This is a genomic window from Nocardioides sp. Leaf374 (assembly GCF_916862475.1).
In the GTDB taxonomy this organism is placed as follows: Bacteria; Actinomycetota; Actinomycetes; order Propionibacteriales; family Nocardioidaceae; genus Nocardioides; species Nocardioides kribbensis.
Window position 1 is genome coordinate 31124 of record NZ_CAKASO010000013.1, and the last position, 25229, is coordinate 56352.

A 25229-nucleotide genomic window follows, 5' to 3' on the forward strand; every position below is an offset into this window, starting at 1 on the left:
GTGAAGGACCTCCAGCCGCTCTCCATCAGCGCCGCCGCACGAGCCTTCGTGCTGGTGGCCCTGCTGGTCCCCGTCTCCCAGGGGCGAGGGTCGGCTGCCGCCTACGCCCTGGTCGTGGCGGGACTGGCCTGGCTCCTGGCGAGCCTGGCCGAGCGGCGCAGCGCCGGGTCGTCGCCGCCGCTGATGGTGGTCGAGGCGCTGGCGGTGGGCGTGGCCGCCGGCTACGGCCTGCCGGGCACCATCGCGATCCTCGGCATCCTCGCCGTGCCGCCCTTCGTCGCCGGGCTGAGCCGCGGGCTGGTCGGCACCGCGGTGGCCCTGGGCGTCGAGCTGGCGGCCCTGCTGGCCGCGGTGCAGCTGCTCCACGGCGGCGCGAGTGGCGACGAGGCCTTCAGCATCGTCACCTGGACCATCACCGGCCTCGGGCTCGGCCTGATCGCGACCTTCCTGCGCTCCTCCATCGCCCGCACCAACGACCCCTTGGAGCCCTACCGCTTCGCCCAGGAGCTGCTGCGCCAGCTCATCGACCTCAGCGGCGGCTTCAGCTCCGGCCTCGACCCCAACGCCCTGGGCGGGGCCATCCTCAGCGGGGTGCGCGACGAGATTCCCACCTCGACCCTCGTGCTCTACGTGCCCCGCGGCGACGGCCTCACCCCGCTGCTCACCCGCTCGCTCGAGGGCGAGGACCTCGGCGACAGCGAGCTGCGCGCCGAGCGCTCCTGGGCGGGAGCGGCGATCCTGGTGGAGGGCCGCTCCTTCGCCTTCCCGCTCTCCACCGGCGCGGGCGTCGCCGGCATCGTCGCCGGCACGCTCTCGGAGCGGCTCGACCCGGTGCCGCTCGACCTGCGCGACCGCCTGGTGGGCCTGGCCCGCGGGCTCGGCCCCAGCGCGGTGCACCTCGACACCGCCCTGCTCTTCGCCTCCTTCCGCGACGCCGCCACCGCCGACGAGCGCCGCCGGCTCTCCCGCGAGATGCACGACGGGGTGGCCCAGGAGATCGCCTCCCTGGGCTACGTCGTCGACGCCCTGGCCGCCCGGCCCGCCGACCCCCAGCAGGCCGAGCGGATCGAGATGCTGCGCGAGCGGATCAGCGCGATCGTCGCCGACGTGCGCCGCTCGGTCATCAACCTGCGCACCACGGTCGGCGAGAGCGAGAGCCTCGGCGCCGCGATCGGGGCGATCGCGCGCAACCTCAGCGAGGTCTCGGGCCTGGCCATCGAGGTCACCCTCGACGAGCACACCGGCCGGCTGCGCCCGGAGGTCGAGGCCGAGCTCTTCCGCATCACCCAGGAGGCCGTCAACAACGCGGTCAAGCACGCCCGCTGCACCACCGTGCGCGTGCACTGCCAGGTCCACCCGCCGCGCGCGTCGATCAGCGTGGTCGACGACGGCCGCGGCCTCGGCGAGCCCCGCACCGACTCCTTCGGCCTCGGCATCATGCGCGAGCGGGCCCGCCTGGTCGGGGCCGACCTCACCGTCGAGGACCTCCCCGGCGGCGGCGTCGGCGTGCGGGTGAGCCTCGGCGACCGGCCGGCGCCGCAGGACTCGTCCCAGCCCTCGGGCCCGGCGGCAGACAGCGAGCCCGTGAGCACCACTACAGTGAGGGCATGACCGACCAGCCGATCCGTGTCCTGCTGGTGGACGACCACGAGCTCATCCGCACCGGACTCTCCGGCGTCTTCGAGCTCGAGGCCGACATGACCATCGCCGGGGTGGCCGCCACGGTCAGCGAGGCCATCGCCTCCTTCGACACCCTGGCGCCCGACGTGGTGGTCACCGACCTCCAGCTGCAGGACGGCACCGGCCTCGACGTCGTGCGCGCGGTGCGCAAGCAGAGCACCACCGTCGGGCTGGTCGTGCTGACCATGCACTCCGGCGACGACCAGATCTTCGCCGCCATGGAGGCCGGCGCCTCGGGCTTCGTCGGCAAGGACGCCCCGTCGGCCGAGGTCATCCGCGCCGCGCGGCACGCCAAGGTCTCCCCGCGATCCTTCGTGTGCACCGGTCTGGTCGGCGCCATGATGCGCCGCACGGCCGCGGAGTCGACCCGCCTCACCGACCGCGAGCACGAGGTGCTGCTGCTGCTCGCCGACGGCCTGGGGGCCGCCGCCATCGGCGACAAGCTCTACCTCAGCGAGTCGACCGCCAAGTCCCACATCGCGCGGATCTACCAGAAGCTCGGCGCCGCCAACCGCGCCCAGGCCCTCGTCACCGCCATGCGGATCGGCCTGCTGTCGAGCATCGCCCCGGGCGGACGGTCCTGAGGCTCCGCCGGCCGGGCCATGGGCCCGCGGCGGGCGGTGCGGAGAGGTAGTCCGAAGGGACTACCCGGGTCGGAGCGGTGGGCCGATCCGGCGGCGCGCGATCCCTAGCAGGATCAGTGGTGTGAGGTCCCCCGACCTCGACCTCAGATCCACGGACCACATGGGAGCCCCAACATGATCACCTACCTGAGCATCCTGCTCAACGCCCTGCGCATCGACCGCGACGACGAGCGCGGCGCCTCCGCCGTGGAGTACGGCCTGCTCATCGCCGGCATCGCGGCCCTCATCGTCGTGGTGGTCTTCGCCTTCGGCGGCACCATCAGCGGCATCTTCGAGGACACCTGCGGAGACATCGGCGGCGCCGCTGCGGACTGCGACGGACCTGCCCCCGCTGGCGGCTGACAAGGTGCGCGAGGCTCGGGCCACCGACAGGCTCGCTGACCTCGGCGCTTCAGCCGTCGAGTACGGGCTGCTGATCTCCGGCATCGCCGCCCTCGTGGCCGCCGCGGTCTTCGCCTTCGGCGGCGGTGTCGACGGACTCTTCGGGGACACCTGCGACACCGTCAGCACGAGCACCGCCTCAGCGACCGACGGCTGCTGAGGCCGCACCCAGCACGGCACGACCCCGACACGGGGAGGGACGAGCAGCCCCCGTCGACCACAGCGGTGGTCGACGGGGGCTGCTCCGCGTCCGACGACGTCTCGTTGTCAGCCGGAGGCGTCGGCGAGGGCCCGCAGCTCGCGCCGCCAGTCCTGCGTGAGGCTCCCGACGTCGAGGCCCGACACCCGCCTCAGGGTCGCGCCGAGGTCCTCGCCGCGGCTGGTGGCCTCGTAGAGCCGCACGAGCGCCTGCTGGCCAGCCTGCTCGGCGACGACCCGGCAGGCCAGCCAGGCGCTCTCGTAGGTCGCCCCGAGGTGGGTCTGCGCGACGTCGAAGTCGTCGGTGCCGGGCAGGGCCGCCGGCAGACCCTCTCGCCGCACCCGGGCGATGGCCTGTGCCGCGGTCGTGGCGAGGGGGAGGTCGACGTCGCGCAGGGCGACGTAGTCGGCGAAGCCCTCCACCAGCCAGAGCGGCGCCCGGCTGGTGGGGGCGTCGGTGACCGCGTGGGTGGCCTCGTGGCTCATCACCACCTGGGCGCCGGTCGGGCGCAGTCCCGACATCTCCTCGGGGTTGACGAAGACGTGCAGCGGGCCGCCCGGCTCGTCACGGCCGTCGACGGGGGCGGTCACCGCGGCGACGCCGGCGTAGGTGCCGGCGGGCACGTCGAGGAGCGCGTCGAGCTGGTCGGCGCTGGCGGGCACCTCGACCACCAGGCGGCTGCGCTCGGCGGGCACCACGCGCGCGACCACCGGCACGGCGCGGCGCGCCAGGGCGGCGTACTCGCGCAGCTCGGCGGCGTCGCCGGCGACCATCACCAGCGTGTCGGGGGTGCGGGCCACCCGCAGCGGCTCGGCGAGCCACAGCGGTGTGCGCAGGCCCCCTCCCCCGGCCGAGACGAGGGCGACGCGGTCGGGCTCGGCCCGCAGCGTGAACGCCACCTCGGTGCGGGCGGGCGCCGGGTCGAAGCCGCGCAGGCGCCAGGTCACCTCGACCGCCGCCGACCAGGTGCCGGCCGCGTCGACCGCGCTCGCCTGCTCGACGTATCGCAGCGTCACGCCGGTGAGCCGCAGGGCGTCCGCGTTGTCGACCGCGGCACGCAGGCGCTCCGCCGCGGCCGGGTCGTCACCGGGGGCCAGGGCGGCCGCCGCCGCGGCGTCGCCGGTCGCGATCGCCTGCTGCAGCCGCTGCAGCGCCGCGGTGGCCAGGCCGGGCTCGGCCTCCCCCGCCGCGGCCGGGTCGGGACCGGCCGGTGCGACGTAGGGCGAGTCGGCGACCCGCCACACCGCGAGCCCGGCGAGCACCAGCACGCACAGCGAAAGGCCGGCCACCCACGTGCGTGGGCGACCGGCCTTCGAGGTCGGGGCGTCGGTCAGGGCTCAGCCCGGGCGGACGGCGCCGACGTAGGGCATCGACATCACCGGGGCGGTGGTGACACCGCTGCCGGGGTTGGCGGCGTGCACGATCATGCCGTTGCCGATGTACATGCCCACGTGGCTGATCGGGCTGTAGTAGAAGACCAGGTCGCCGGGCTGGAGGTCGCTGGAGCTGACCTGCGGGCCGGAGGAGAACTGGGCGCTCGAGCTGTGCGGCAGGGAGACGCCCGCCTGGGCCCAGGCCATCATGGTGAGGCCCGAGCAGTCGAAGGCCGACGGACCGGCGGCGCCGTAGACGTAGGCGTCGCCGACCTGGGCGAGGGCGTACTGCACCGCGGCGGCGGCGCGGCCCGAGGCCGGCACGCTGGTCGGCGCGGGCGCGGCCGTGCGGGCCGAGCTGTCGCGCGAGACGACGGCCTCGCGGGCCTCGGTCTCGAGGCGGTCGAGCAGCGACTCGGCCTCGGCGAGCTTGTCGTCGATGGTCGCCTTCTCCTCGGCGAGCTGCTCCTTGGTCTCCGCGACGTCGGCGGCGCGCTGCGCGACGGCCTGCGCCCGGATGTCGAGGGCCTTGGTCTCGAGGGTGTAGCTGTCGAAGAGCTCGTCCTGCACGGAGTCGAAGGACGACATCGTGGTCATCTGGGCCAGGAAGGCGCTGGGGTCGTCGGAGACGACGACCTGGCCGACGGCGGAGATGCTCTCGCCCTCGTACTGGCGCACGACGGAGTCGCGGACCTGCTCGCGCACGGCGTCGAGTCGGGCGTCCTGGCGGTCCTCGTCGGCGTTGAGCGCCGCCAGGTCCTTCTGCAGGTCGGCCAGCTCGATGCGGGCGTCGTTGAAGCGCTCCGAGGCCTGCTCGGCCTCGTGGTAGAGACGGTCGACGCGTGCCTCGACGTCGTCGATGTCGGGCTCGGCCTGGGCCGGCGAGGTGGGGATGAGCCCGATCGCACCCACGAGGGTGAGTCCGACGAGGGCGGTGCTGAGTCGTTTCCGGCCGTGCTGCACGAGCGGACGGTCTCCCTTGCTGTCGTACGCCTACCGGGTGAGCTGACGGATTCGGGCACGACTCGCCCTACGCCCGCTCCTCGCACCGGTGGGTGCGCCTCGCGGGAGATTCACCCCAGAAGAGTTGGTTCCCCGGCTCCGGCGCCGCCAGGCGGCGTCGGACTCAGCGTGGTGCCCGCGCGAACCGGATGGTCCACTGCCACGGGCACCTGAGCACGCGAGGTTAGTCGCCTCACCCCGGCGGACAAAACCCGCCCGCCGGATCGCCCCGGCGCGTCGGGCGCCTTCACGCAATCTTTACCCCCGTCAGCCCCTCGGGTCCCAGTGACCACAGGAGTCACACCCGGCGCGGGGGTCCGCGTCACGCGGACTCGGCGCCCGGGGTGTCGACCGCCCGCACCAGCCGCAGCGGCGGCACCAGGCCGCCGGCGGCGAGCGCCTCGAGCGCGGCCGCCTCGTCGTCGTCGAAGGTCAGCTCGGGCGGCGGCCCGAGCAGCACGGTGACCACGCAGTCGTGGCAGGCCAGGCCCCGGACCACGCAGCTGTCGCAGTCGATTCTCGTCGTCATGGGCGAGACGTTCGCAGGCGCCACCGACAGTCCTGCGCCGCACCGGGCGGGAGCGCGTGTCGCAGGGGCCGGGTCCGTGGACCGGCAGGTCGGTGGGCGGTGGGTCGGCCCCGGCGTCGGCCCCGGCGTCAGACCCGGCCCAGCAGTCCCGCGAGGGCGTGGACGCCGACGACGCGCGCTCCGGAGCGGGTGACGTCGGCGCGCAGGCTGCGGTCGTCGGTGACCACGAGCACCGTGCGGCCGGCGGGCTCGGCCGCCACGAGGTCGCGCAGCACGTCGTCGGCGATCACCCCGGGCGGGCTGAAGAGCACCTTGACCCCGCGGGGCGGGCTGACGGGGGGCCGGTGCTCGGAGTCGGCGGCGTCGAAGACCACCGTGGTCTCGGCCCCCGTGCGCGCGACCAGCGGCGCCAGGGCGGCCAGCAGCCGGATCCGCTGGGCCTCGAGCGACGAGCCGCCCCACACGCCCTTGCTGACGTTGTAGCCGTCGACGAGCAGCCGTCCGTGGGGCAGGGCGAGCAGCTGCTCGAGCACCGCCGGGCTCACGGTGTCGGCGACGCCGCCGGGGGCGCGGGGTCCGCGCTCCGCCGCCACCTCGGCCTCGACCCGGTCGGCCGGGCTGCCGCTCACCGGCGGCAGGGCCAGCTCGCGGCGCAGCCCCGCGGCGGCGTCGATGACCGAGTCGAGCAGCAGACGGGCGCGCAGGCTGACCTCGTCGCGCTCGCTGCGGGCCGCGCGGCGCTCGGTGCGGCTGGTCGCCTCGAGCCGCTCGACCTGCGCCTGCAGCCGTCGTACGCCGCTCCGCTCGGCCGCCAGTGCGTCCTCGGCGGCCCGGCGGGCCCGGGTCTGCTCGTCGAGCTCGCCTCGGAGCCCGTCGAGGACCGCGTCGTCGACCGCCTGGTCGCCGCGGCGCGCCTCGGCCAGCCGGCGCCGCAGGCCCGCCACCTCGGCCTTGTAGTCCTCGACCTGCTGGCGGTGCAGGGCGCGTTGCTCGCGCAGGGCCTGCTCGGCCGCCTCGGCGCGGCGTCGCCACCGCGACTCCTGCTCGGCCTCCTGCTGTGCGGCCCGGGCCGCGGTCAGGTCGACCGCGGCGGCGACCGGCTCCTGCCAGCCGTCGGGGCGCACCAGCCAGGCCAGCGCGGCCGCCTCGACCGGGTCGTCCAGCCGCGCCAGGTCGGCGAGGGTCGACGACCGTCGAGCGGCGACCTGCACCGCCACCCGCTCGCGCAGGCGCTCGTCGCCCAGCGCTGCGGCGAGGGCGGTCGCACCGAGGCGCGCGCGCCGGGACGGCGTGAAGGCCGCGACCCGTCGCAGCGACGGCGGGAGCGCGGCCACGTCGGGCAGCACCTCGGCGCTCAGCGCCACCACCCGGGCGCGCACCGGCTCGGGGAGGTCCCCGAGGTCGGAGGGGGCGGCCGGGTCGGACATGGAGGGGCACCTCGCGGGGAAGTCGGGTCGGGCGGGTCGGGACGGGCGGCTCGGGGCGGGCACCGCGCGGTGGGCCCACGGCACCCGGGGCACGACCCGGACCGCGCCCCTGCGGACCGCCAGCCTATGCCGCGCGTCGCCACCGGACTGTCGGTGCGCCGCTCTAGCGTCGCCCACCATGAGCAGCAGCACGCGAGAGGCGCCCTCGCCCTGGGAGGCCCAGCGCAGCTTCGACGAGCTCGGGCGCCCCCTGCGCGACTTGACCTTCTGCGTGGTCGACCTCGAGACCACCGGGGGCTCGGCCGCGGGTGGCTCGATGATCACCGAGATCGGCGCGGTCAAGGTCCGTGGCGGCGAGGTCCTCGGCGAGTTCCAGACCCTGGTCGACCCCCGCGGCGAGATCCCGCCGTTCATCGCCGTGCTCACCGGCATCACCAACGGCATGGTCGCGGGCGCACCGCCGATCGAGTCGGCGCTCCCGGCCTTCCTGGAGTTCGCCGCGGGCTGCGTGCTCGTCGCCCACAACGCCCCCTTCGACGTCGGCTTCCTCAAGCACTTCGCCGAGCAGCAGCAGCGGCCGTGGCCGCGCTTCGAGGTGCTCGACACCGCGCGGCTGGCCCGCCGCGTCATCACCCGCGACGACGCTCCCAACTGCAAGCTCTCCTCGCTGGCGGCCCTCTTCGGCGCCACCACGACCCCCAACCACCGCGCCCTGTCCGACGCCCGCGCCACCGTCGACGTGCTGCACGGCCTCATGGAGCGGCTGGGGGGCCTCGGCGTGCACACCCTGGAGGAGCTGCAGACCTTCTCGGCCCGGGTGAGCACCGCCCAGCGCAAGAAGCGCCACCTCGCCGAGGGCCTCCCCCACGCCCCGGGGGTCTACCTCTTCCGCGACGACCGCTCGCGGGTGCTCTACGTCGGCACCTCGCAGGACCTGCGCACCCGCGTCCGGTCGTACTTCACGGCCTCCGAGACCCGCTCGCGCATGGGCGAGATGGTCGGGCTGGCCGCCACGGTCACCGGCATCGAGTGCGCGACGCCGCTGGAGGCCCAGGTGCGCGAGCTGCGGCTCATCGCCGAGCACGAGCCGCGCTACAACCGCCGCTCGCGCAACTCGCGCAAGGTGCACTTCGTCAAGCTCACCCGCGAGACCTGGCCGCGGCTGTCGCTGGTGACCCGGGTGCTCGACGACGACGCCGACTACCTCGGCCCCTTCGGCTCGCGCCGCGCCGCCGACAAGGCCCTCGCCGCGCTGCACGACACCTTCCCGGTGCGCCAGTGCTCGGGCCGCCTGCCGCGGCGCCCCTCCCGCAGCGCCTGCGTACTGGCCGAGATGGGCCGCTGCCTCTCCCCCTGCGACGGCAGCGTCGACGAGCAGACCTACGCCGCGATGGTGCGCCGGCTCAGCGACACCCTGCTGCGCCGCCCCGACGAGGTCGTGGAGTCGATCAACCACCGCATGGAGGCGCTGGCCTCCGACGACCGGTTCGAGGAGGCAGGGGTGCACCGCGACCGCCTGGCCGCCTTCGTGCGCGCCGCGTCACGCACCCAGCGCCTCTCCGCGCTCAGTGGCTGCCCCGAGCTGGTGGCCTGCCGCCGCGAGGACGACGGCCGCTGGGCGGTGCACGTCGTGCGCCGGGGGCGCCTGGCCGCCGCCGGGGTGATCCCCACCGGCGCCGACGCCCACCAGTACGTCGCGGAGCTGCGCGCGAGCGCCGAGACCGTGGCCGCCGCGCCGGGGCCGGTGCCCGCGGCCACCGCCGAGGAGAGCGAGAAGATCCTGCGGTGGCTGGAGTCCCCCGGCGTGCGCCTGGTCGACGTCGAGGGCGAGTGGGTCTGCCCGGTGGCCGGGGCGACCCGCCACCTGGCCGTCCACGACGCGGTCGCCGAGTCGCGCCGCACCCTCGTGCCCTTCGAGGACCGCCGCGACCTCGCGCCCGTGCACCGCCCGGCGCGCTGAGCCCACCCCGGCCCACGGCCCCGCCCACCCCGGCGCCCCGACCCCGGCGCCCCCACCCCGGCCCGGGTCCGGTCGCGCGGGCTCGCGGCCCGCCGGGTCTAGGCTGGCCCGCATGCTGACTGCGATCGTCTTCGTCAAGGCCGACGTGGCCCGGATCCCCGAGGTCGCCGAGGGCATCGCCGCTCTCGAGGGCGTCTCGGAGGTCTACTCCGTCACCGGTCAGATCGACCTGATCGCGCTCATCCGGGTGCGCCACCACGACGAGGTCGCCGCGGTGGTGGCCGACCGGCTCAACAAGGTCCCGGGCGTGCAGTCCACGGAGACCCACATCGCCTTCCGGGCCTACTCCCGCCACGACCTGGAGTCGGCGTTCTCCCTCGGCCTCGACTGAGCCGCGGTCGGGCCCCTCAGGCGGAGGCGGCCACCCAGCGGGCGAGCAGGTCCTGGGCGGCCCCGGTGTCGACGGCCTCGGCGGCACGCGCGATGCCGGCGGCCAGGGCCTCGTCGACGGGCTCCCCCGGCGCTGCGTGCACCGCGAGGGCGGCGCCGGCGTTGAGCAGCACGGCGTCGCGCACCGGCCCGCGCTCACCGGCGAGCAGCCGCCGCACCACCTCGGCGTTGTAGGCGGGATCGCCCCCCGCGAGGTCGGCGGTCGTCGCCGCCGCGAGACCGTGGGCCCGCGGGTCGACCGAGGTGCGGGTGACCTCCCCGGCGTGCACCACCCACAGCGAGGACGTGGTGGTGGTGGTGAGCTCGTCGAGGCCGTCGTCACCGCGGAACACCCAGGCGTCGACCCCGCGGGCGGCGAACACGCCAGCCATGACCGGCGCGACGGCGGCGTCGGCGCACCCGACGGCCTGGGCCGCGGGGCGCGTGGGGTTGGTGAGGGGGCCGAGGAAGTTGAAGGTGGTGCCGACGCCCAGCTCGCGACGGGCCACGGCGGCGTGACGCATGGCCGGGTGGAAGGCGGCCGAGAAGCAGAAGGTGATGCCGACGCTGCCGGCCAGCTCCGCCACCCGAGCGGCGGAGAGGTCGAGGCGCACCCCGAGCGCCTCCAGCACGTCGGCGGAGCCGGACTTGGAGGAGGCCGAGCGGTTGCCGTGCTTGACCACGCGGGCGCCGGCGCCCGCGGCGACGATCGCCGACATCGTGGAGATGTTGACCGACATCGAGCGGTCGCCGCCGGTGCCGACGATGTCGAGCAGGCGACCCTCGACCGAGATGGGGGTGGCGCGCGCGCTCATCGCCTCGACGAGGCCGAGCATCTCCTCGATCGTCTCGCCCTTGGCGCGCAGCGCCACGGCGAAGCCCGCGATCTGCACCGGCGTGGCGTTGCCCTCGAGGATCTCCGCCATCGCCCACGCGGTCTGCTCCGCGCTCAGGTCGCGGCGCGCGACGAGGTCGCCGAGGACGTCGGGCCAGGTGACCACGGCGCTCAGGTCGCCGCGGGCGCGCGGTCGCGCAGCAGCGTGACGACGGTCTCGGCGAGCTGGAGGGGGTCGATCGGGTGGGGCACGGCCGCCTCGGCCCGTGACCAGGTGGCCAGCCACGCGTCCTGCGGGCGGCCGGTGAGCACGATCACGGGCGGGCAGTGGTAGATCTCGTCCTTGAGCTGCTTGGCGATTCCCATGCCGCCGGCGGGCACGGCCTCGCCGTCGAGCACCGCGAGGTCGATCAGCCCGGAGTCCATGTGCTGCACGACGACCGGCTCGGTGGCGACCTCGACGTACTCCAGCTCGGGGAGGTCGGGGTGGGGGCGCCGGCCGAGGGCCAGGATCACCTGCTGGCGCGTGTGCACGTCGTCGCTGTAGACGAGCACCTTCAGGGCGGTCTTCGGGCTGGTCACGGGCGCGATGCTACCTCTCGGGATCGCGGCCGGGCGGCGGGGTGGCGGCGCTCCCCGCGCCGGCGACGGCCGCCGAGCGGGCCTCGCGTGCCTCCATCAGGTCGAGGCGACGGTCCTCGCGCGTGGCCTCCTTCATCGACGAGCGCACCCACTGGGTGAAGAGCACGCCGAAGAAGACCAGGGCGATGAGGTCGCCGGTGCCCCACAGGATCCCGCCCGCGAGGTGCTGGTCGTCCATCGGGTCGGGGAGCCAGGCGCCCATCGGGCCCTCGGAGAGCCGGGGGTACCAGTCGCCGCCGAGCAGGGTCTCCTGGCCCATGATCGTGACTCCGAGGAAGGCGTGGAAGGGCAGCGTCAGCACCGTGAGCAGGACCCGGAAGGGGTAGCCCACCCGTCCCGGCACCGGGTCGATGCCCATGAGGGGCCAGAAGAAGAGGGCGCCGACCATCACCAGGTGCACGTGCATCATCTCGTGGACCCACACCGACTCCAGCGAGGCGCGGTACCACCCGGAGAAGTACAGCGCCCACGGCGAGACGATGTAGAGCGTGAAGGTGAGCGGGGGGAAGGACAGCACCCGCCCGACCCGCGAGTGGAGCACGGCGAGGAGCCAGCGGCGGGGGGTCGCGGGGAGCGTGCGCAGCGCGAGCGTGACCGGCGCCCCCAGGGCGAGCGCCAGCGGCACGAGCATCGACAGCGCCATGTGCTGCACCATGTGCACGCTCAGCAGCGTGGTGTCGTAGGCCGCCAGCCCCGAGGCCGTCGCGACGTAGAAGGTGCCCATGCCGAGCACCACGAAGGAGACGGTCCGGCCGACCGGCCAGTGGTCCCCCCGGCGGTGCATCGCGCGCACGCCGAGCAGGTAGAGCCCGACGACCCACACGGTGCCGATCGTGGGCACCGGGGCCAGCGACCACTGGCTGAAGAAGGCGCCGAGGTCGAAGGGCGGCAGGGTCAGGTCGGAGGTCCAGGCCGTGCCCGCGGACACCGCCGGAAGACCTCCGGTGGAGGCGGGCAGGAGCGACGACAGCGCGGCAGGATCCACGCGCTCCACGATAGGACGACTCTCATGAGGGGGTCGGGGTGGCCTCAGCCCGGGCTCAGGACATAATGCTCAGGTGGCGACAGCAGCAACTATCCCTGCATCCCGTCTGCACGGGCACCATGACCGACCGAGCATGGTCAGCGTCGGGACAATCATCTGGCTTTCGAGCGAGCTGATGTTCTTCGCGGCCCTGTTCGCGTCGTACTTCACGATCCGCGCGGTGAGCCCGGAACTGTGGGCCGAGAACACGGCGGTCCTCGACGTGCCGTTCGCCTCGGTGAACACCACGATCCTGGTCCTCTCCTCGCTGACCTGCCAGCTCGGCGTCTTCGCCGCGGAGCGGGGCCAGGTGGGCCGTGCCGGCTCCCTGCTCCAGTTCCGCAAGTGGGGTCTGCGCGAGTGGTTCTTCCTCACCTACGTGATGGGCGCGATCTTCGTCGGCGGGCAGGCGGTGGAGTACGCCAACCTGGTCCAGGAGGGCATCACCATCCAGGACTCGGCGTACGGCTCGATGTTCTACCTCACCACCGGCTTCCACGGGATCCACGTGACCGGCGGCCTGATCGCGTTCCTCCTCGTCCTCGGTCGCACCTACCTGGCCAGGCGGTTCACCCACGAGCAGGCGGTCAGCGCGATCGTCGTCTCCTACTACTGGCACTTCGTCGACGTGGTCTGGATCGGTCTGTTCGCCACGATCTACCTGGTGAAGTGACCGATTCCTACACAACAGATGTAGAGTTTTCTCAACAGACGACAGAGGATCTACTGTGCGCTTCCTGAACCGCTCCGCCGGACGACTCTCCCGGCACCGTCGTGGCCGCCTCGCGGGCCTGATGATGCTGGTCGTGGGTCTGCTGCTCACCGGCAGCATGTACGCCGCCTTCGCGCCGGCCCAGGCGGAGAGCACCGACACGCAGGCCGCCGACGTCGAGGCCGGCCGCGAGCTGTTCCTCATCGGCTGCGCCTTCTGCCACGGGCAGAACGGCGAGGGCCAGTACACCGTCAACGGCGACCAGATCGGCCCGAGCCTCGTGGGCGTCGGCGCCGCGGCGGTCGACTTCCAGGTCGGCACCGGGCGGATGCCGATGGCCCAGCCAGGCCAGCAGGCCCCCCGCAAGCCGGAGTCCTACAGCGACGAGGAGACCGCCCAGCTGGCGGCCTACGTCGCCTCCCTCGCTCCCGGCCCGGGCATCCCCGACGAGAGCGACTACAGCCTCGAGGGCCTCACCGCCGAGGAGCAGGAGGCCGCCATCGTCCGCGGTGGCCAGATCTTCCTCACCAACTGCACCGCCTGCCACAACTTCGAGGGCGCCGGCGGGGCCATGCCCCGCGGCGGCTACGCCCCCACCCTGCGGGGCGTCGAGCCGAAGTACATCTACGAGGCCATGCTGACCGGCCCGCAGGCGATGGACAGCTTCTCCAACGGCAACATCACCCCTGACGAGAAGCGCGACGTCATCGCCTACCTCGGCTCGCTCGAGGAGTCCCCGCAGTACGGCGGCTTCGGCCTCGGCGGCCTTGGCCCCGTGGCCGAGGGCCTCTTCGCCTGGGTCGTCGGCATCGGCGCCCTGGTCGGCTTCGCCATCTGGATCGCAGCCCACACGACCCGCTCGAGCAAGAAGAAGGTGAGCGCGTGACCACGACGCACGACTCCCAGGGAGGCGGCGCCGGACTCGAGCAGAGTTCCGACGGCCACCACCTCCCCGCGCTCCCGCCCGAGGAGCCGCTGGCCAACCCCGGGCTCCCGGAGCACACCTGGCGTCCCACCGACGTCGACCCCAAGGCCGAGAAGCGCGCCGAGCGCCAGGTCGCGGTGCTGTTCGGCCTGTCGGCCGTGTGCACCGTGCTCTTCGTCGTCGGCTACATCGCCCTCGGCATCGGCGACAACCACGACACGGTGCTCAACTACGGCGCCTCGACCGTGGTGCTCGGCACCACGCTGGGCGGCGCGCTCCTGCTGATCGGGATCGGCATCATCCAGTGGGCCCGCAAGCTCATGGCCGACCACGAGATGGTCGAGATGCGCCACCCCGCCCGCTCCTCCGACGAGGACCGCGAGGTCACCCTCAAGGCCCTCAACGACGGCCTCGAGGAGTCGGGCATCGCCCGGCGCCCCCTCGTGCGCAACTCGCTGCTCGGCGCCGTCGGCCTCCTGGGCGCGCCGGCCATCGTGCTGCTGCGCGACCTCGGCCCCACCCCGAGCCAGGCGGCCGCCGCCGACCCCGAGAGCGGTGGCCTCGAGCGCACCATCTGGGCGCCCGGCATGCGCATCGTGCGCGACGTCGTCGGCACCCCGATCCGTGCCTCCGACCTGGAGATCGGTGACCTCGTCAACGCCGAGCCCGAGGCGATCTTCCCGACCGAGGAGAACGGCTACCCCGAGATCGAGGGCGTCGAGCTCAACGTCGCGAAGTCGAAGGCCGCGGTCATCCTGCTCCGCATGGACCCCGACGAGATCATCCCTGGCGAGGGCCGGGACAACTGGACCGTCGACGGCATCACCTGCTACTCCAAGATCTGCACCCACGTCGGGTGCCCGATCTCGCTGAACGAGCGCACCACGCACCACCTGCTGTGCCCCTGCCACCAGTCCACCTTCGACCTGGCCGACTCCGGCCGCGTCATCTTCGGCCCGGCCGCCCGGCACCTGCCGCAGCTGCCGATCATGGTCGACGACGAGGGCTACCTGGTGGCGCAGAGCGACTTCACTGAGCCCGTCGGGCCCAGCTACTGGGAGCGATCCCACGAAGACATCGGCGATCAAGGCGAGGCTGACCTATGAGCATCGACACCAGCAAGGTCGCGACGACCACCTCCGGCGCCGCGGCGACGGCCAAGCCCAACCGGGCCGGCGCCGTCGCGAACTGGGCGGACGAGCGCCTCGGCCTCGGCACGCTCGCGAAGAAGAACCTGCGCAAGGTCTTCCCCGACCACTGGTCCTTCATGCTGGGCGAGATCGCCCTGTGGAGCTTCGTGGTCCTCCTCCTCAGTGGTGTCTTCCTGACGCTCTGGTACGTCCCGAGCATGGGCGAGGTCCACTACGAGGGCTCCTACAACCAGCTGCGCGGGATCGCGATGTCGGAGGCCCTGGCCTCCACGCTGCACATCTCCTTCGACGTGCGCGGCGGCCTGCTGATGCGCCAGATGCACCACTGGGCCGCGATGCTCTTCATCGCGTCGATGATGATCCACCTGCTGCGCGTCTACTTCACGGGTGCGTTCCGCAAGCCCCGCGAGCTCAACTGGGTCATCGGCTCGCTGCTGCTGCTCCTGGGCACGCTCGAGGGCTTCACCGGCTACTCGCTGCCCGACGACCTGCTCTCCGGCACCGGCATCCGGGCCGCGGACGGCTTCATGAAGTCCATCCCGGTGGTCGGTACCTACCTGTCGTTCTTCCTCTTCGGCGGCGAGTTCCCGGGTGAGTCGATCATCCCGCGGCTCTACACCATCCACGTGCTGCTCATCCCCGGTCTGCTGCTGGCCCTGATCGCGGCCCACATGCTGCTGCTCGTCTACCACAAGCACACGCAGTGGCCCGGTCCCGGACGCACCGAGGAGAACGTCGTCGGCTTCCCGATGCTCCCGGTCTACGCCGCGAAGGCCGGCGGCTTCTTCTTCATCGTGTTCGGCGTCTGCGCCATGATGGGCGGCCTGCTGACCATCAACCCGGTGTGGAAGTACGGCCCCTACGACCCGACGAAGGTGACCGCGGGCTCCCAGCCCGACTGGTACATGGGCTGGCCCGACGGAGCGCTGCGCATCATGCCGGGCATCGAGTCGCACATCTTCGGCTACACGATCGCGTGGAACGTGTTCCTCCCGATCATCGTGCTGCCGGGCCTGATGTTCACGATCCTGCTGATGCTGCCCTTCATCGAGTCGTGGATCACCGGCGACAAGCGGGACCACCACCTGCTGGAGCGCCCGCGCAACGCCCCGACGCGCACCGCGATCATGGTGGCGCTGATGACCTTCTACGGCCTCATGTGGGCCGCGGGCGGCAACGACATCATCGCGATCAAGCTGAACCTGAGCATCAACCAGATCAGCTACTTCATGCGGGTGGCGGTCTTCGTCGGTCCGGTGCTGGCCTTCTTCATCACGCGTCGCTGGTGCATCTCGCTGCAGCGTCACGACGAGCAGAAGCTCCTGCACGGCTACGAGACCGGCATCATCATGCGCTCCCCCGAGGGCGGCTACAGCGAGCGTCACCTGCCCATCTCGGAGAGCGCGGCCTACACCCTCACCGCCCGCTCCCGCGAGGAGGTCTACGACCCCGAGGCGCAGACCGACGCCAACGGTGTGCCCGCCCCCGGCGGTCGCCTGGCCAAGCTGCGCGGACGGCTCTCCACGCTGTGGTACGCCGACAACGTGCAGAAGCCGACGGCGGCCGAGCTCGAGGAGGCCCACCACCACGCGGAGCACGAGCACCAGCTCCAGGGTGCGATGGAGGGTCGCTCCGCCGACGGTCACCAGTTCGACGGTCACCACTCCGTCGAGGGCGAGACGCTCCGCGGCGACCACTGATCCACCCGCACCACCACGACGAAGGCCCCGGACCGATCGGTCCGGGGCCTTCGTCGTTCCCGCTCCCCTCCCCCGCCGCGCCCGCCGCACGCGCGTGGAGCCAGGCGCCCACCCTCGTGCGCGAGCGACCCCGCGGACGCCTCTGACGACGCCCAGCGGGGCGGCACCGGCCTCAGAGGGTGGGTGTGGCGTGAGTCATCCGCGAAGCACCACGGGAACATCGGAGAGGGCGCCCGGGGTGCCCCAGAGCGGCCTCAGAGGGCGGAGGCGGCCCGGTAGTCGGCGTAGGAGGCGTTCCAGTCGCCGTAGCCGTTGTCGAGCGTCATCGGGCGGTCGGTGCCGGTGTACTCGACGACGTCGCCGCGCAGCGTCATGGCGTAGAGCCAGGCGGCGTTCTCGGTGCTCATGCCCGTGCAGCCGTGGCTGACGTTGGCCGAGCCCTGGGACGACACCGACCACGGGGCGGCGTGGATGAACTCCCCCGAGTAGGTCAACCGCATGGCGTACTGGACGTCGGCGATGTCGTAGGCCTCCGCACTGCCCGCGGCGATGCCGACGGTCTCGGAGTTCATGCGGCGGCTCTCGAACTTCTCCATGATCACCTTCGTGCCCGACCGGGTGGTGAACCCGGCCTTGCCCGTGGTGATCGGGATGGTGCGCAGCAGCTCGCCGTTGCTGAAGACCTGCATCTGGTGGGTCCTGGCGTCGACCTTGTAGACGTGGGCGTCACCGACCGTGAAGTCGATGTCGCGGTCCTCCTGGCCGTAGATGCCGCCGCCGGCGTCGACGCCGTTGACGTCGACGTCGACGCTGACCTGCGTGCCGGCCTTCCAGTAGGTCTTCGGCCGGTAGTGGACCTCGGAGTCGCTGAGCCAGTGCCACGTGCCCGGCTGCGCGGGGGTCGCCGTCACCGACATCGCCCGCTCGATGGCTGCACGGTCGGTCACGGGCAGGTCGAAGGTCACCACGACGGGCATGCCGACGCCGACGGTCTCGCCGTCGAGCGGTGCGACGGAGGGGAACGTCTGCTGGTCGAGGGTGAGGTCCGCGGTCGTGAAGCGCGTGACGTCGCGGACCGGCTCCCCCGCCCCGTCGTGGGCGAGCGTGGTGACGGTGTAGGGGGTGCCGGGCTCCAGCCGCTCGGAGGCCTTCCAGGACGAGGCGTCGTCGGCCATGGCGCCGGCGACCGGCCCGGCCGGGGAGGTCACCTTCACCGAGTCGAGCTCGGCGTGGGCGACGGTCACGGCGACGAGGGTGTCGACCGACACGTCCTGGGCGGCCTTGCGCACGTTGGCCGAGACCGAGGCGGGGGCCGCCTGCGAGGTCTCGTCGGTGCCCGACCGTCCCGGCGCGGTGTCGCTGCCGGCGCCCGCGTCGGTCTGTCCCGCGTCGCAGGCGCTCAGGCCCACACAGGCCGCCAGGGCCAGGGAGGTCATGACGGCCGCGCTCGACCGGCGGGCGCGACGGGGCAGGCTGAGCGACATGCGGGCGACTCCAGGAGGACGACGTCCCGGGTCCCCCGGGACAGGTGGTGGCGTCGGCCCAGCAGGGCCGCTCCTCCAGGGTAACCGCGCAGAGAGTAAAAAGACCGACTCCGCACGCCGGACGGCGTGCGGAGTCGGTCACTGCGCGGTGCGGTCCGTGCGGGACCTCACGACGGGGCCTGCCTCAGTGGGCGTGCTCCCCGCGGTAGAACTCGAAGATCAGGCCGCAGGTGGCCACGGCGCCGAGCACGGTGCCGATGATGAAGAGCCACCACGCGCCCATGGCGATCGCGAACACCATCACGCCCAGGGTCAGCGCGGCCCACAGCGGCCACCACGAGTACGGCGGGAAGAAGCCCAGCTCGCCGGCGCCGTCGGCGATCTCGCCGTCCTTGCGGTCCTCGGGCCGGTCGTCCATCTTCTTGGCGTGGAAGCCGAGGTAGATGGTGACCATGAGGGTCAGCAGGGTGGTCATGGTGAGCGCCGAGGTGCCCGTCCAGTCGCCACCGGTGCTGCCGGCCTCGGTGATGAACCAGTAGGCCGGGGTGACCAGCACCAGGAAGATCGTGCAGATCGCGAAGATCCAGGCCTCGGCCTTCATCGCTGGGTACCTCCGTCGGTGCCGTGGTCGTCGGTGCCGGTCTGACCGCGCCGCTCTCGCAGCAGGTCGGCACGGCCCTCCATGTCGGGTGCGTCGGCGAACGAGCCGCTGTCGGCGGCGGCGGCGTTCTGCTCCATCTCCATCGCCGCGATCTCCGGGTGGTGTAGGTCGAAGGCGGGCGACTCTGAGCGGATCCGCGGCAGCGTCACGAAGTTGTGGCGCGGCGGCGGGCACGAGGTGGCCCACTCCAGCGACCGGCCCCAGCCCCACGGGTCATCGGTCTCGACGAGCGGGGCGTTGCGGGAGACGTAGACGTTGTAGAAGAAGGGGATCATCGAGGCGCTGAGCAGGAAGGCGCCTACGGTCGAGATCTGGTTCAGCGTCGTGAAGCCGTCCTCGGGGAGGTAGTCGGCGTAGCGACGGGGCATGCCCTCGACACCGAGCCAGTGCTGCACGAGGAAGGTGAGGTGGAAGCCCACGAAGAGGATCCAGAAGTGGAGCTTGCCGAGCCGCTCGTCGAGCATGCGGCCGGTCATCTTGGGCCACCAGTAGTAGAAGCCGGCGAACATCGCGAACACGACGGTGCCGAAGACGACGTAGTGGAAGTGCGCGACCACGAAGTAGGAGTCGGAGACGTGGAAGTCGAGCGGCGGGCTGGCCAGGATGATGCCGGTGAGACCACCGAAGAGGAAGGTCGTCAGGAAGCCGATCGACCACAGCATCGGGGTGTCGAAGGACAGCGAGCCGCCCCACATCGTGCCGATCCAGTTGAAGAACTTCACCCCGGTCGGCACGGCGATGAGGAAGGTCATGCCGGAGAAGAACGGCAGGTCGACCGCGCCGGTCACGAACATGTGGTGCGCCCACACCGCCACCGAGAGGATCGCGATGCCGAGCGTGGCGCCGACCAGGCCGACGTAGCCGAAGAGCGGCTTGCGGCTGAAGACCGGCAGGATCTCGGTCACGATGCCGAAGAACGGCAGCGCGATGATGTAGACCTCGGGGTGGCCGAAGAACCAGAACAGGTGCTGCCACAGGATCGCGCCGCCGTGGGCGGTGTCGAAGACGTGGGCACCCAGCTGCCGGTCGGCCTCGAGGGAGAGGAGCGCGCCGGCGAGCACCGGGAAGGCGATGAGCACCAGCAGGCTGGTGATCAGGGTGTTCCAGACGAACAGCGGCATCCGGAACATCGTCATGCCCGGAGCGCGCATGCAGATGATCGTGGTGATGAAGTTGACCGCACCGAGGATCGTGCCGAGACCGGCCATCCACAGACCCATGATCCACAGGTCGCCACCCACGCCGGGCGAGCGGACCGCGTCGGAGAGCGGGGTGTAGGCGAACCAGCCGAAGGAGGCGGCGCCCGAGGGCGTCAGGAACCCGGAGGCGGTGATGAGGCTGCCGAAGAGGAACAGCCAGTAGCTGAACATGTTCAGACGCGGGAACGCCACGTCGGGCGCACCGATCTGCAGCGGCATGATCACGTTGGCGAAGCCGAAGAACAGCGGGGTCGCGAAGAGCAGCAGCATGATCGTGCCGTGCATGGTGAAGAGCTGGTTGTAGAGCTCGTCGTTGACGACCTGCTGGCCGGGGTAGGCCAGCTCGGAGCGGATCAGCAGCGCCATGACGCCACCGATCAGGAACCACGCGAACGACGTGATGAGGTACAGCTTGCCGATCAGCTTGTGATCGGTCGTGGTCATGATCGTGACCAGCTGCTGGCCCAGCTGCTTGCGCGGCTGGCCCTGCGGCGCCGACGTGGTCGGCTGTGCTGCGGTGGCGGTCACTCTGCTGCTCCCTCGGTCTCGTCGGTGGGGGCTCCGGCCTGCGTCCGGACGAACTCGCCGCCGGTGATGGGTGCGTCGGTCTCACGACCGGCGTCGACCAGGGTCTGCAGGTAGGCGTCGTACTCCTCCTGCGGGACCACCTGGACGTTGAAGAGCATCCGCGAGTGGTAGGTGCCGCAGAGCTCGTAGCACTTGCCGGCGAACTCGCCGAGGCGCTTGGGCGTCACCTGGAAGGAGTTGTCGCGACCGGGGATGACGTCCATCTTGATCAGGAAGCCCGGCACACCGAAGTCGTGGATGACGTCGGGCGAGCTGAGCTCGAAGCGCGTGGTGGAGCCCTCCGGCACGTAGAGCGTCGGGATGTAGCCGGCGGTGCCGGCCTCCCACACGTAGCGGTCGGTCTCGGAGACGCCGTCGCCGTTCTCGTCGTCGAGGGCGTAGTTGAACGCCCACGACCACTGGAAGCCCACGACGCCGATGGTCTGGTCGGGCGGGGTGTCCTCGTCGAGGACGATGTTCTGCACACGCACGGTCTGGGCGAAGAACACGATCACCATCATGATCGGCGCGACGGTGTAGAAGATCTCCAGCGGCAGGTTGTAGCGCGTCTGCACGGGGATCTCGTCGTCGCTGCGCCGGCGGTAGCGCACCACGACCCAGAAGATGAGCCCCCACACCACGACGCCGGTGACGAGGGCCGCGATCCACGCGCCCTGCCACAGGTCGAGGGTGTGCTCACCCTGCTCGGTGACGGGCTCGGGCATCGCCAGACGCCGCGCCTCCGAGGAACAACCGGACATCAGCAGCACGCCGAGGCCGAGCGCGGCAGACAGGCCGAGGCGGCGTGCACCGCCTCGACTCACAGCTGAGCGCTGGGGAAGCCACAGACTCACGAAAGAGCCTTCCTCTCAAGCCATCTTGGGTAGTTCTCAGAGTACTTCACCGCCCCCTCACGGGGGGAGCAGGGTGGCCTACGGTTGCCACCGTGACCGACTCCGCGCCGCGACCGGCCGCGACCTACCTCGACGCCGCGTCCGGCGAGCCGCTCCATCCTGCCGCGCGCGAGGTCGTGCTCGCCGCGCTCGAGCGGGGCTACGCCGACCCGCGCCGCCTGCACGGGCCCGCCCGCGACGCCCGACTGCTGCTCGACAACGCCCGCGCCGTGGTGGCCGAGTGTCTCGGGGTCCGTGCCGACGAGGTCAGCTTCACCGCCTCGGGCACCGACGCGGTGCACCGCGGGCTGCTGGGCCTGCTGCGGGCCCGCGCCCGCAGTGGCGACCGGGTCGTGCTGCCGAGGGTCGAGCACTCCGCCGTCCTGCACGCCCTGGAGTGGGCCGGCGCGAGCGCCGAGACCCTCGAGGTCGACCGGCTCGGCCGTGCCGACCCGGCCTCGCTCGCCGCGGCGGCCTCGGCGCCCGGGACCGCGCTGGTGGCGCTGCAGTCGGCCAACCACGAGGTCGGCACCCGCCAGCCCGTGACCGGTCTCGTCGCGGCCCTGCGCGCGGGCGGCAGCGACGTGCCCGTCTTCGTCGACGCCCGGGCCTCGGCCGGTCGCGAGGACCTGCCGCCCGGCTGGGACGTCGCCGCCGCCTCGGCCCACCTGTGGGGCGGTCCCGCGGGCGTGGGCGTGCTGCTGGTGCGCCACGGCACGGGCTGGGTCAGCCCCTTCCCCGCCGACGACCGCGTCGACGAGCGCACCTCCGGCTTCGAGAACGTGCCGGCGGCGCTGGCCGCTGCCGCCGCACTGCGCGCCGTGGTCGCCGAGAGGGTCGAGGTCGATGCGCGGCAGCGCCGGCTCGTCGACCGCATCCGGGCTGCCGCGGCGGCGGTGCCCGACACCGAGGTCGTCGGCGACCCCGAGGACCGGCTGGCCCACCTGGTGACGTTCTCCTGCCTCTACCTCGACGGCGAGGCGCTGGTCACCGCGCTCGACCGACGGGGCTTCGGGGTGGCCAGCGGCTCGGCCTGCACCGCCTCGACCCTCGAGCCCAGCCACGTGCTGGCCGCGATGGGCGCCCTGACCCACGGCAACGTCCGGGTGTCGCTGACCGCCGCGACCACCGAGGACGAGGTCGAGCGCTTCGTGAGCGCGCTGCCCGAGGTCGTCGCCGACCTGCGGGCCGAGGTCGGCCTGTGACCCGGGGCGCCGACCCGGACGAGGCGCCCGGCCAGGTGCCGGCCCAGGTGGCGGGCCAGGTGGCGGGCCAGGACCCGACCGCGGTCGCCCTCGAGCTCGACTGCCGCGGCATGGTGTGCCCCGCGCCGGTCATCGAGCTGGCCCGGCACGTCGGCGACGTGGCGCCCGGCGAGGTGGTCGCGGTGGTCGCCACCGACGTCGCGGCCCGCGTCGACGTGCCGGCGTGGTGCCGCATGCGCGGGCACCACTACGTCGGCGCCGACGACCTCGGCGACGGCGCGGTGCGGCTGCGGGTGCGCCGGGCCTGAGCCCGGCCGACGGCGGGCGGGCCCGCCGGCACCTCAGGCCAGGCGGGCCACGTGCGGAGCGACGTCGGCGGCCGCCTCCGCGCCGTAGGAGTCCTCGAGGCGGCCCAGGAACTGCTCGGAGGTGAAGGAGTACTCCTGGGTGCCGACGGTCTCGACGACGTAGGCCGCGAGCACGCAGCCGACCTGCGCGGAGCGCTCGAGGCCGAGCCCCCAGGCCGCGGCGGCGAGGTAGCCCGCACGGAAGGCGTCGCCGACCCCCGTGGGCTCGACGGCGGTCACGCCACGGGCCGCGTGGAGCTCGATCGGCTCCTCGCCCGCCCGCAGGATCCGCACGCCCTCGGCGCCCAGCGTGGTGACCTGGGTGCCGACGCGGTCGAGCACCTCGGCGCCCGACCAGCCGGTCTTCTGCTCGATCATCGCCGACTCGTACTCGTTGGAGAACAGGATGGTCGCGCCGTCGATGAGGTCGCGGATGACCGCCCCCTCGGCGAAGGCCAGCTGCTGGCTGGGGTCGGCGATGAAGGGGTAGCCCCGCTGACGGCACTCCTCGGTGTGGCGCAGCATCCCGTCGGGGTCGTCGGCGCCGATGAGGACGTAGGCCGGGGCGCCGACCTTCGCCACGATCGGGGCGAGCTCCAGCAGGCGGGCCTCGCTCATCGCGCCGGGGTAGAACGACGCGAACTGGGCGCCGGTCGTGTCGGTGGTGCAGACGAAGCGGGCGGTGTGCTTGCTCTCGGAGATGCGCACGTGGTCGCAGTCGACGCCGTGGCGCTCCAGCCAGGAGCGGTAGCCCGCGAAGTCCTCGCCGGCCGCTCCGACCAGCACCGGGCGCAGGCCGAGGCGGCCCAGGCCGAAGCTCATGTTGGCCGCCACTCCCCCGCGACGGATCTCGAGGTCGTCGACCAGGAAGGACACCGAGAGCTTGTCGAGCTGGTCCACGACCAGCGAGTCGGCGAACCGGCCGCCGAAGCCCATCAGGTGGTCGGTGGCGATCGAGCCGGCGATGAGGAGCGCGGCGGGAGCGTCGACGGGGGCGTCGGCAGAGGTGGGAGGCACGTCGGCGAACACTACCCGCGGGTACTCCTGGGAGTACCCGTTGGTAGCCCCTAGCGTCGCACGCATGACTGCTGACGCCCGCACCGACCGGCTCGCCCACGCCGACCTCGCCAGCCCCGTCGACATGCGCCGCGACTGTGTCGAGGTCGGCCGCAACCTGGGCCTGGCCGACGCCCTCGACCGGGTCGGCACCCCCGCCCCGGGCCTCACCTACGACCGCTACCCCACCGATCTCCCCAAGCGCGAGATCGCGATCTCCGAGGCCGCGCAGCGGCTGGCCAACGCGCTGCACCTGCACCTCGACTGACCTGCGGACGGCTCGTCCGGCCCCGTCGTCGGACCGGGTCCGCCCGCCGGCGGTGCCGTCGGACCTCCGGCGGTGGGCCGCCTGCGGGTCGGGCCCGCCCGTCGGCAGCGGCCGGTGCGGGTGCTGCGACGGCGGCCCGGGCCGGAGTGGCGGCGAACGACACGCCGGCGGTCCGTCGACCTGCCGTATGCCGCCACGTCGCGCGGCCGAGCGGCACCACCGGCCCTACGACTGGGGTCCGACGGCCCTGGAGCCCGCATTCAGCCGGCCCGACGGGCCGACGTCGAGCGCCCGGGACCGTCCCTCGGGTCCGGGGGCGGTCGGCGGTGCGGTGGCCTGTCGGGCGCCGTCTCGCTCAGGGCTGCCCGCCTCGACGGGCCCCACGACGGAGACCACGACCACGGGCCCGGGGCCTGACCGGGGCTGGTCCGACGACGAACGCCCCCGACCAGAGGTCGGGGGCGTTCGTCGTCCCGCAGCCGGTGGCGGCCTCAGGGGCCGTCCGGCGCGTCTGCTGCCGCGGTGCGGCTCAGTGGAAGGAGTCGCCGCAGGCGCACGAGCCCGTCGCGTTGGGGTTGTCGATGGTGAAGCCCTGCTTCTCGATGCTGTCGACGAAGTCGATCATCGCGCCGTTGAGGTAGGGCACGCTCATCCGGTCGACCACGACGGACACGCCGTCGAAGTCGGTGACGACGTCGCCGTCGAGGCTGCGCTCGTCGAAGAACAGCTGGTAGCGCAGGCCCGAGCAGCCACCGGGCTGCACGGAGATGCGCAGCGCGAGGTCGTCGCGGCCCTCCTGCTCGAGGAGGCTGTTCACCTTCGCAGCCGCCACCGGGCTGAGGTTGATGCTGTCGGTGCGGCGCTCCGTGGTGGTCTCCACCTGCTCGGTCATGTCTGTGGCTCCCGATCGTCGAGGGTGCGAGGGTGTCGCCCCGG

26 protein-coding genes and 1 riboswitch are annotated in these 25229 nt (G+C 72.8%); of the genes, 13 read left to right on the forward strand and 13 right to left on the reverse strand.

The annotated features are described in order from the left end of the window. From LPA27_RS08365 to LPA27_RS08380, 4 genes are all read left to right on the forward strand, one after another. Positions 1 to 1611 (forward strand): sensor histidine kinase, encoded by a 1611-nt coding sequence (locus tag LPA27_RS08365; RefSeq protein WP_228942157.1) that lies wholly within the window; start codon positions 1 to 3, stop codon positions 1609 to 1611. Next, positions 1608 to 2264 carry a response regulator transcription factor gene (locus LPA27_RS08370; protein ID WP_056862464.1) on the forward strand — a complete coding sequence of 219 codons (657 nt, stop codon included), beginning with the start codon at positions 1608 to 1610 and terminating at the stop codon, positions 2262 to 2264. The genes LPA27_RS08365 and LPA27_RS08370 overlap by 4 nt, the downstream gene beginning before the upstream one ends. Before the next feature lie 174 nt (positions 2265 to 2438). Further along, on the forward strand, positions 2439 to 2666 hold the full coding sequence (locus LPA27_RS08375; protein WP_228942158.1) for a Flp family type IVb pilin: 228 nt from the start codon (positions 2439 to 2441) through the stop codon (positions 2664 to 2666). A gap of 4 nt (positions 2667 to 2670) precedes the next feature. After that, the gene (locus LPA27_RS08380; protein WP_228942159.1) at positions 2671 to 2865 is read left to right on the forward strand and encodes a Flp family type IVb pilin; all 195 of its coding nucleotides are present in this window, start codon (positions 2671 to 2673) and stop codon (positions 2863 to 2865) included. Positions 2866 to 2972: 107 nt separating this feature from the next. On the opposite strand, the gene LPA27_RS08385 is transcribed toward LPA27_RS08380, so the two are convergent. The 4 genes from LPA27_RS08385 to LPA27_RS08400 all read right to left on the reverse strand — a co-directional run bounded on the left by LPA27_RS08385 (position 2973) and on the right by LPA27_RS08400 (position 7235). Continuing rightward, complete coding sequence (locus LPA27_RS08385) at positions 2973 to 4193, reverse strand: basic secretory family protein (RefSeq protein ID WP_228942160.1); 1221 nt, start codon at positions 4191 to 4193, stop codon at positions 2973 to 2975. 48 nt (positions 4194 to 4241) lie between these two features. Beyond that, on the reverse strand, positions 4242 to 5240 hold the full coding sequence (locus LPA27_RS08390) for a C40 family peptidase (RefSeq protein WP_056904554.1): 999 nt from the start codon (positions 5238 to 5240) through the stop codon (positions 4242 to 4244). Between the two features lie 12 nt (positions 5241 to 5252). Next, positions 5253 to 5419: riboswitch (cyclic di-AMP (ydaO/yuaA leader) on the reverse strand. A gap of 182 nt (positions 5420 to 5601) precedes the next feature. Then, entirely contained in the window at positions 5602 to 5808 is a 207-nt protein-coding gene (locus tag LPA27_RS08395) for a hypothetical protein (protein ID WP_193664864.1), read from the reverse strand. A 128-nt stretch (positions 5809 to 5936) separates the two neighbouring features. After that, complete coding sequence (locus tag LPA27_RS08400) at positions 5937 to 7235, reverse strand: NYN domain-containing protein (protein WP_228942161.1); 1299 nt, start codon at positions 7233 to 7235, stop codon at positions 5937 to 5939. A gap of 178 nt (positions 7236 to 7413) precedes the next feature. On the opposite strand from LPA27_RS08400, the gene LPA27_RS08405 reads away from it, so the two are divergent. After that, positions 7414 to 9195 (forward strand): DEDD exonuclease domain-containing protein, encoded by a 1782-nt coding sequence (locus LPA27_RS08405; RefSeq protein ID WP_228942162.1) that lies wholly within the window; start codon positions 7414 to 7416, stop codon positions 9193 to 9195. 112 nt (positions 9196 to 9307) lie between these two features. Further along, entirely contained in the window at positions 9308 to 9586 is a 279-nt protein-coding gene (locus LPA27_RS08410) for an Lrp/AsnC family transcriptional regulator (RefSeq protein WP_056862456.1), read from the forward strand. Positions 9587 to 9602: 16 nt separating this feature from the next. Here LPA27_RS08410 and trpD read toward each other — a convergent pair whose 3' ends face one another. From trpD to LPA27_RS08425, 3 genes are read right to left on the reverse strand one after another with little or no spacing between them, the layout of a single operon-like run. Then, positions 9603 to 10625 (reverse strand): anthranilate phosphoribosyltransferase, encoded by a 1023-nt coding sequence (gene trpD / locus LPA27_RS08415; RefSeq protein WP_056904557.1) that lies wholly within the window; start codon positions 10623 to 10625, stop codon positions 9603 to 9605. A gap of 5 nt (positions 10626 to 10630) precedes the next feature. After that, positions 10631 to 11041 (reverse strand): response regulator transcription factor, encoded by a 411-nt coding sequence (locus LPA27_RS08420; protein ID WP_056862454.1) that lies wholly within the window; start codon positions 11039 to 11041, stop codon positions 10631 to 10633. A 10-nt stretch (positions 11042 to 11051) separates the two neighbouring features. Next, on the reverse strand, positions 11052 to 12086 hold the full coding sequence (locus LPA27_RS08425) for a cytochrome c oxidase assembly protein (protein ID WP_228942163.1): 1035 nt from the start codon (positions 12084 to 12086) through the stop codon (positions 11052 to 11054). 106 nt (positions 12087 to 12192) lie between these two features. Between LPA27_RS08425 and LPA27_RS08430 the strand changes: the two genes are divergently transcribed. From LPA27_RS08430 to LPA27_RS08445, 4 genes are all read left to right on the forward strand, one after another. Further along, positions 12193 to 12798, forward strand: coding sequence for a cytochrome c oxidase subunit 3 (locus tag LPA27_RS08430; RefSeq protein ID WP_227489313.1), 606 nt, complete (start codon positions 12193 to 12195; stop codon positions 12796 to 12798). Between the two features lie 121 nt (positions 12799 to 12919). Further along, complete coding sequence (locus LPA27_RS08435) at positions 12920 to 13723, forward strand: cytochrome c (RefSeq protein WP_056862923.1); 804 nt, start codon at positions 12920 to 12922, stop codon at positions 13721 to 13723. Next, a complete protein-coding gene (locus LPA27_RS08440; RefSeq protein WP_056862451.1) occupies positions 13720 to 14868 on the forward strand; it encodes a ubiquinol-cytochrome c reductase iron-sulfur subunit in 1149 nt (382 codons plus the stop codon). The genes LPA27_RS08435 and LPA27_RS08440 overlap by 4 nt, the downstream gene beginning before the upstream one ends. Then, positions 14865 to 16613, forward strand: a complete 1749-nt coding sequence (locus LPA27_RS08445) for a cytochrome b (RefSeq protein WP_056862450.1) — start codon at positions 14865 to 14867, stop codon at positions 16611 to 16613. Before LPA27_RS08440 ends, LPA27_RS08445 begins: the two co-directional genes overlap by 4 nt. Before the next feature lie 254 nt (positions 16614 to 16867). Here LPA27_RS08445 and LPA27_RS08450 read toward each other — a convergent pair whose 3' ends face one another. The 4 genes from LPA27_RS08450 to coxB all read right to left on the reverse strand — a co-directional run bounded on the left by LPA27_RS08450 (position 16868) and on the right by coxB (position 21249). Beyond that, entirely contained in the window at positions 16868 to 18097 is a 1230-nt protein-coding gene (locus LPA27_RS08450) for a L,D-transpeptidase (RefSeq protein WP_228942165.1), read from the reverse strand. A gap of 184 nt (positions 18098 to 18281) precedes the next feature. After that, positions 18282 to 18698, reverse strand: a complete 417-nt coding sequence (locus LPA27_RS08455; protein WP_056862448.1) for a cytochrome c oxidase subunit 4 — start codon at positions 18696 to 18698, stop codon at positions 18282 to 18284. Next, positions 18695 to 20425, reverse strand: coding sequence for a cytochrome c oxidase subunit I (ctaD, locus tag LPA27_RS08460; protein WP_374108185.1), 1731 nt, complete (start codon positions 20423 to 20425; stop codon positions 18695 to 18697). The genes LPA27_RS08455 and ctaD overlap by 4 nt, the downstream gene beginning before the upstream one ends. 56 nt (positions 20426 to 20481) lie before the next feature. Beyond that, positions 20482 to 21249, reverse strand: a complete 768-nt coding sequence (coxB, locus tag LPA27_RS08465; protein ID WP_228942166.1) for a cytochrome c oxidase subunit II — start codon at positions 21247 to 21249, stop codon at positions 20482 to 20484. A gap of 221 nt (positions 21250 to 21470) precedes the next feature. Here coxB and LPA27_RS08470 point away from each other — a divergent pair, with 221 nt between their 5' ends. Together LPA27_RS08470 and LPA27_RS08475 are read left to right on the forward strand one after the other, a co-directional pair. Further along, complete coding sequence (locus LPA27_RS08470) at positions 21471 to 22622, forward strand: cysteine desulfurase family protein (protein ID WP_056862445.1); 1152 nt, start codon at positions 21471 to 21473, stop codon at positions 22620 to 22622. Further along, the gene (locus LPA27_RS08475; RefSeq protein ID WP_228942167.1) at positions 22619 to 22930 is read left to right on the forward strand and encodes a sulfurtransferase TusA family protein; all 312 of its coding nucleotides are present in this window, start codon (positions 22619 to 22621) and stop codon (positions 22928 to 22930) included. Before LPA27_RS08470 ends, LPA27_RS08475 begins: the two co-directional genes overlap by 4 nt. 33 nt (positions 22931 to 22963) lie before the next feature. Here LPA27_RS08475 and LPA27_RS08480 read toward each other — a convergent pair whose 3' ends face one another. Further along, the gene (locus LPA27_RS08480) at positions 22964 to 23905 is read right to left on the reverse strand and encodes a carbohydrate kinase family protein (protein ID WP_056862921.1); all 942 of its coding nucleotides are present in this window, start codon (positions 23903 to 23905) and stop codon (positions 22964 to 22966) included. 145 nt (positions 23906 to 24050) lie between these two features. On the opposite strand from LPA27_RS08480, the gene LPA27_RS08485 reads away from it, so the two are divergent. Continuing rightward, complete coding sequence (locus tag LPA27_RS08485; protein WP_056862444.1) at positions 24051 to 24293, forward strand: hypothetical protein; 243 nt, start codon at positions 24051 to 24053, stop codon at positions 24291 to 24293. Between the two features lie 529 nt (positions 24294 to 24822). Here the strand turns inward: LPA27_RS08485 and erpA are convergent. Further along, positions 24823 to 25185 (reverse strand): iron-sulfur cluster insertion protein ErpA, encoded by a 363-nt coding sequence (erpA, locus tag LPA27_RS08490; RefSeq protein WP_056862443.1) that lies wholly within the window; start codon positions 25183 to 25185, stop codon positions 24823 to 24825. Positions 25186 to 25229: the final 44 nt, after the last annotated feature.

What these genes read in the sequence shown, in the direction of transcription:
- LPA27_RS08375 (WP_228942158.1), top strand. Translation starts at nt 2,439, where the DNA reads ATGATCACCTACCTGAGCATCCTGCTCAACGCCCTGCGCATCGACCGC.
- erpA (WP_056862443.1), bottom strand. Translation starts at nt 25,185, where the DNA reads ATGACCGAGCAGGTGGAGACCACCACGGAGCGCCGCACCGACAGCATC.
- LPA27_RS08435 (WP_056862923.1), top strand. Translation starts at nt 12,920, where the DNA reads ATGATGCTGGTCGTGGGTCTGCTGCTCACCGGCAGCATGTACGCCGCC.
- LPA27_RS08370 (WP_056862464.1), top strand. Translation starts at nt 1,608, where the DNA reads ATGACCGACCAGCCGATCCGTGTCCTGCTGGTGGACGACCACGAGCTC.
- LPA27_RS08450 (WP_228942165.1), bottom strand. Translation starts at nt 18,097, where the DNA reads ATGTCGCTCAGCCTGCCCCGTCGCGCCCGCCGGTCGAGCGCGGCCGTC.
- LPA27_RS08400 (WP_228942161.1), bottom strand. Translation starts at nt 7,235, where the DNA reads ATGTCCGACCCGGCCGCCCCCTCCGACCTCGGGGACCTCCCCGAGCCG.
- LPA27_RS08410 (WP_056862456.1), top strand. Translation starts at nt 9,308, where the DNA reads ATGCTGACTGCGATCGTCTTCGTCAAGGCCGACGTGGCCCGGATCCCC.
- LPA27_RS08480 (WP_056862921.1), bottom strand. Translation starts at nt 23,905, where the DNA reads ATGGGCTTCGGCGGCCGGTTCGCCGACTCGCTGGTCGTGGACCAGCTC.
- LPA27_RS08485 (WP_056862444.1), top strand. Translation starts at nt 24,051, where the DNA reads ATGACTGCTGACGCCCGCACCGACCGGCTCGCCCACGCCGACCTCGCC.
- LPA27_RS08405 (WP_228942162.1), top strand. Translation starts at nt 7,414, where the DNA reads ATGAGCAGCAGCACGCGAGAGGCGCCCTCGCCCTGGGAGGCCCAGCGC.
- coxB (WP_228942166.1), bottom strand. Translation starts at nt 21,249, where the DNA reads ATGCCCGAGCCCGTCACCGAGCAGGGTGAGCACACCCTCGACCTGTGG.
- LPA27_RS08395 (WP_193664864.1), bottom strand. Translation starts at nt 5,808, where the DNA reads ATGACGACGAGAATCGACTGCGACAGCTGCGTGGTCCGGGGCCTGGCC.
- LPA27_RS08445 (WP_056862450.1), top strand. Translation starts at nt 14,865, where the DNA reads ATGAGCATCGACACCAGCAAGGTCGCGACGACCACCTCCGGCGCCGCG.
- LPA27_RS08455 (WP_056862448.1), bottom strand. Translation starts at nt 18,698, where the DNA reads ATGAAGGCCGAGGCCTGGATCTTCGCGATCTGCACGATCTTCCTGGTG.